This window comes from Rhodococcus sp. BS-15 (assembly GCF_000813105.1).
Classification (GTDB): domain Bacteria; phylum Actinomycetota; class Actinomycetes; order Mycobacteriales; family Mycobacteriaceae; genus Rhodococcoides.
Genome location: NZ_BAOX01000319.1, coordinates 1 through 5,359, shown reverse-complemented (window position 1 = coordinate 5,359; position 5,359 = coordinate 1). Strand labels below are relative to the sequence as shown.

General features: G+C 67.8%; 3 protein-coding genes and 3 pseudogenes. All 6 read right to left on the bottom strand.

All coding sequences use genetic code 11. From position 1 onward, the window contains the following. Positions 1-192: 192 nt before the first annotated feature. Positions 193-831: a hypothetical protein gene (locus RHBS_RS23805; RefSeq protein WP_128646581.1), complete on the bottom strand. Its 639-nt coding sequence runs from the start codon at positions 829-831 to the stop codon at positions 193-195. Continuing rightward, positions 828-1,802, bottom strand: coding sequence for a porphobilinogen synthase (hemB, locus tag RHBS_RS23800; RefSeq protein ID WP_128646579.1), 975 nt, complete (start codon positions 1,800-1,802; stop codon positions 828-830). Before hemB ends, RHBS_RS23805 begins: the two co-directional genes overlap by 4 nt. A 49-nt stretch (positions 1,803-1,851) precedes the next feature. Next, positions 1,852-3,415 (bottom strand): annotated as a pseudogene (locus RHBS_RS23795) (uroporphyrinogen-III synthase). Then, positions 3,412-3,582, bottom strand: coding sequence for a hypothetical protein (locus RHBS_RS29250; protein WP_156516050.1), 171 nt, complete (start codon positions 3,580-3,582; stop codon positions 3,412-3,414). Before RHBS_RS29250 ends, RHBS_RS23795 begins: the two are co-directional and overlap by 4 nt. Then, positions 3,575-4,542 (bottom strand): annotated as a pseudogene (hemC, locus tag RHBS_RS23790) (hydroxymethylbilane synthase). The gene RHBS_RS29250 and the pseudogene hemC overlap by 8 nt, the downstream one beginning before the upstream one ends. A 5-nt stretch (positions 4,543-4,547) precedes the next feature. Further along, positions 4,548-5,326: pseudogene (locus RHBS_RS23785) on the bottom strand (glutamyl-tRNA reductase); the annotation flags it as partial. Positions 5,327-5,359: the final 33 nt, after the last annotated feature.

Sequence of the window (5,359 nt, the reverse complement as noted above, 5' to 3'; positions counted from 1 at the left end):
GGGGCGACCGCTCTCGGCGGGACAGGGCTCGCGATCGACGGCCGGTGCTGCGGTCGGCTGCGTGATACTCGCTGCTGCAGGGGTGTGCTCTGCCATGTCGGTTCCGATCACTCGAGAAGATATCGAGAGTGATGCTAGTCACACAGCTGGTGCCGCAGCCTCGAACACGCCCGAAATTATCGAGTTCTGAAACTACCGATGCCCCGAAGCGACGAAGTATTCGTTGGACTCCCGACGGTGCATCAGGTAGATCGCCCCGGCGGCCAACACTCCCTGGCCGATGCCGAGCACACTCATCACGATGTTCATCGCGCCTGCGCTCGACGCAATGGCGAACAGTTCGAGGATCATGGTGAACACGGTGAACGATCCGATGATGGTGAGCAGCATGCGCGCCCACATCTTGCCCGCGCGCATCCGCTTGACCCAGAACAGGAACAACGCTCCGAAACCGAGTACGACGAACACCGTGACGACGAGCATCACCGTCACCATCGACTGCGTGGACTCCACCGTCATGTCGGCGGCCGCGTCCTGCGCTGCGAGGTCGTCGAGCAGGGACTGCGCGAATTCCTCGCGCGCCCCGAACAGCGTCCACACCGAGAACAGCGCCGAGAGCGCCCCGATCAGCGCCACTCCCCACCACAGGTGGCGTGCGGTCTCGACGTCGACGGGGGCCGGACGCGGGGTCGGCGGGGGCTCCGGTCCTGACTGTGGGAACCCGTGCTCCATCTCCCAGCGCTGCCAATCCGGCTGCGGCGGTGGGTTGCCCGGCGTGTTGCTGTCGGGGTTGTTGCCGTCCGGGTTGTTGTTCGGAGGAAATTCGTTCACAACCAGCCCGCCACTTCGGTAGCCCAATAGGTCAGTACGACATCGGCACCGGCGCGCCGGATACCGACGAGCGATTCCAGTACCGCTGCGTCGCGGTCGATCCACCCGTTCTGAGCGGCGGCGGTGATCATGGCATATTCCCCGGAGATCTGATAAGCCGCAACCGGAACCGGTGACATCTCGGCGACGTCGCGAAGAATATCGAGATACGACATCGCCGGCTTGACCATCACCATGTCGGCACCCTCGGCGAGATCGAGCTCCACCTCGTGGGTGGCCTCGCGGCGGTTCGCTGCGTCCTGTTGATACGTCCGGCGATCACCCTGCAACGAGGACCCCACTGCTTCGCGGAACGGGCCGTAGAAGGCCGACGCGTATTTCGCCGAGTACGCCAGCTGACCGACCTCGACATGGCCGGCAGCGTCGAGTCCGGCGCGGATGGCTCCCACCTGACCGTCCATCATTCCGCTCGGCCCGAGCAGGTGCGCACCCGACTCCGCCTGCGCGACGGCCATGTCCACGTAGCGCAGCAGGGTGGCGTCGTTGTCGATGGAACCGTTCTCCCCCAGGACTCCGCAGTGCCCGTGCGAGGTGAACTCGTCCAGGCAGGTATCGGCCATGATGACCGTCGAATCCCCGAGGTCGGCCTTCAGCCGCGCCAGCCCCCGATTGAGAATTCCGTCCGGGTCGGTTGCACCCGAGCCGGTCTCGTCCTTGTCCTCGGGCCTCGGCACTCCGAACAGCATGACGCCGCCGACGCCTGCCGCGACTGCCTCGGCGGCCGCAGCGCTCAGCGAATCCAACGTGTGTTGGTACACCCCGGGCATCGAGCTGATCGCCCGAGGCTCGGTGATGCCGTCGGCCACGAACATCGGCAGCACCAGATGCCGTGCCTCGAGCGATGTCTCCGCCACGAGCCGACGCAGTGCCGGGGTACGGCGCAGGCGTCGGGGACGGTCGGTGGGGAACAAGCGAACTCCTTACGGACCGGGTGTGCCGATCGTGAGATCCGCAGCCGAGTTACCGGCGGCGCGACTTCTTGCGCGGTGGTGGCAGTGCGCCCTCGGCCCGCAGGCGAGCCGCGTGCTCGGCGAGAGCCTCGACCAGCGGTCCGACCTGTGCCGATTCGGGCTGCACGTCCACGCGCAGACCGAATTCGACGGCCGTTTCGGCGGTCTTGGGGCCGATGCACGCCACCAGTGTGCGCGCGTGCGGCTTTCCGGCGATGCCGACCAGGTTCCGGACGGTGGAACTCGACGTGAAGCACACTGCGTCGAACCCGCCGGTCTTGATCATCTCGCGGGTCTCGGCGGGGGGGCGGTGCGGCCCGGACGGTGCGGTACGCGGTGACGTCGTCGATCTCCCAGCCCCGCTCTCGCAGGCCCTCGGCGAGAGTTTCGGTGGCGATGTCGGCGCGCGGCAGGAGAACTCGGTTGACCGGGTCGAAGACCTCGTCGTACGGCGGGAAGTCCTCGAGCAGTCCGAGCGAGCTCTGCTCACCCGACGGCACCAGTTCGGGGTTGATGCCGAACGAACGCACCTTCGCCGCGGTTGCCTCGCCGACACAGGCGATCTTGACGCCGGAGAACGCGCGAGCGTCCAGACCGAACTCCTCGAACTTCTCCCACACGGCGCGAACGGCGTTGGTGGAGGTGAAGACGACCCACTGGTAGCGGCCGTCGACCAGGCCCTTGACGGAGCGTTCCATCTGGGCCGGGCTGCGCGGGGGCTCGACGGCGATGGTCGGGACCTCGATGGGGATGGCTCCGTGGGTGACGAGTCGATCGCTCATCTCCCCTGCCTGATCCTTGGTGCGCGGCACCAGCACGGTCCAGCCGTACAGTGCGCGAGATTCCCACCAGGACATCTTGTTTCGGCCCGAGACGACTTTGCCGACGGTGACGACGAGCGATCCGACGAGCTCGGATCCGGCGTCGTTGAGGGTGGCGAGAGTGGCCTCGACGGTGCGCTGCTGACGGGTGGTGCCGCGGACGGTGATGGCCGCGGGCGTCTGCGGTGCCAGGCCGTGTTCGACGAGGGCACTGGCGGTTTCGGCCAGGTGGCCCGATGTTGCGTGCAATACCAGGGGGCCGGGAGCAGCAGCGAGTGCTGCCCAGTCGACCTCGCCCCGGACGTCGGCCTCGGTGTGACCCGAGCCGAGTGCCATTCCGGCGTAGCTGGGGACGGCCGATCCCGACGGCAGGCCGGGGAGCACCTCGAACGGCACGTGCGTGCGTGCGACTGCGCTGACCTCGGCGATCACCGAGTCGGTCGTGAGCGGATCACCGGAGACAAGGCGAACCACGTCGTGGCCGTTCTTGGCTTCGGCTAGAAGAGTTTTGGCGACCTCGGCCGGTTCGCCGAGTGCCGGACGAACCTCGACACCGTTCTCGCCCGTCTCCGGGTCACGCGGAACGTCGGCACCGACCAGTGCGGTGACGCCCTTGTCGACGTCGGGATCGGTGAATGCGAGCTCGGCCGCTCCGAGCACTTCCCGTGCCCGGACCGTGAGCAGAGCCGGGTCACCCGGCCCGGATCCCACGAACAGGATCCGTCCGTTGGTGTTCTTGCGGACTGGGCTCATCGGTTGTTCTCCAGTGCTGTCTTGTGTGGGTACTGCAGTTCTATCGGGGTTGCGGTGCCCCGTTTCGGAATCAGTCGAGCGGTGGCGATCGACTCTCTTCGCACCACCGGACGGGTCGCCTTGCGTTTGGCGCGTCCGCGGACGGGTGCCGTTATGGCCCTAGACATGAGATCCACCCTGTACCTGAGAACCGGCCTGTGCTGGTTCGGTGACTGAAACGAGTTCGCGCGCACCGAGATCGAGCAGTTCGCGGGCCAGTTCCCGGCCCAGCTCCTCGGCTCGGTCGGGTGATCCGACGATCGACGCGCGGATGGTGTCGCTGCCGTCGATGGCGGCGACGCAGCCCCGCAAGGACAGTTCGTCGAAGATGCGGCCGTCCTCGTCGATGGATTCGACGACCTCTGCGATCGCGCCGACCGGAGCAGTGCAGCCGGCTTCGAGTTCGGCGAGCAGTCCGCGTTCGGCTGCCACCGCGGCGCGTGAGTGCGCGTCGTCGAGGGTGGCGATGGCGGTCGCGAGATCGGTGTCCTCGACGCGACATTCGACTGCGAGCGCACCCTGGGCGGGTGCCGGGAGCAACTGAACCGGGTCGAGTGCTTCGGTGACGACGTCGAGTCGGCCGATGCGGGACAGTCCGGCGCGGGCGACGATGACGGCGTCGAGCTCTCCCGACGCGACCTTTCCGATCCGCGTGTCGAGGTTGCCGCGCAGCGGACGGACGTCCAATCCCTGCCCGAGAGCTCGCAATTGAGCGATCCGGCGCGGGGCGGACGTGCCGACCTTCGCGTCGGCAGGCAACTCACCGAGTACCAGTCCGTCACGGGCGACCAGGGCATCGCGCGGGTCCTCGCGAGCGGGATGGCGGCGATGGTGAACCGCTCGTCGGCCGCCGTCGGCAGATCCTTGTACGAGTGCACGGCGATGTCGACGGTGCCGTCGGCCAGCGCCTCCCGCAGCGCCGCGGTGAAGACGCCGACGCCGATCGTCTGTACGGGAGCAGCAGACAGGTCGCCGGCAGTCTTGACGATGACCAGTTCAGCTTCGACTCCGGCTGCCGCGAGGGCCACCCGAACGGTGTCGGCCTGGGTGGTGGCGAGAAGGCTTCCGCGAGTACCGATCTTGACGATGCCGGTCATTCGGCACGCTCCTGACCGGTGGTTCCGCCGGGGTAGGAGTCCGAGCGCAGATCGGTGCGGCTGGCGGTGAAATCGTCCACCAACTCCAGCGAGCCGATCTCCATCGGCGTGGCAACGGCGTCGACCGAGCCGGGGCTCAGCTCGAACAACTCGCGCAGCGCAGCGGCGTAGGAATCCCCGCCCGGTGTGCTGGCCAGCTGCTTGACCCGCACGGTGGGTGAATGCAGCAGCTTGTCCACGACGCGGCGCACGGTGCGCGCCACCTCGTCGCGCTGCGGCGAGTCGAGTCCGGGCAGCCGCGATTCGAGACGCAGCAGCTCTCCCTCGACCACCTCTGCAGCACGCTGGCGCAGTGCAGTGACAGTCGGGGTGACCTCGGCAAGCCGTTGTCCGGCAAGGTATCCCGAGAGTTCACTGGAGACGATCTCGCGGGCCGCGGACGCGTCGTTCGCCGCGGCACCGGCGGCGGGATCGCGCTGCAGGGACGCCATGTCGAAGACGGTGATACCCGGCAGACCCGAGACCGCGGGTTCGACGTCGCGCGGCAGACCGAGGTCGCAGATGACCAACGGTCGATCGGAGCCGCGGCGGGCGAGCGCGAGGTGGGCGTCGGCGATGGAAACCACGGCCCCCACCGCTCCGGTACAGGTGAGGAGGATGTCGGCCTCGGCGACGGCGTCGGCCAGGTCCTCGAGAGCGACCGAGGTTGCCGTGATGCCGTTGGAGACGGCGTTCTCGGCCAGGTGGTCGGCTCGCTGCGGGTGCGGTTGACGACGGTCCCGCTGCGCTATGGCCTGCGCGGCCGAGG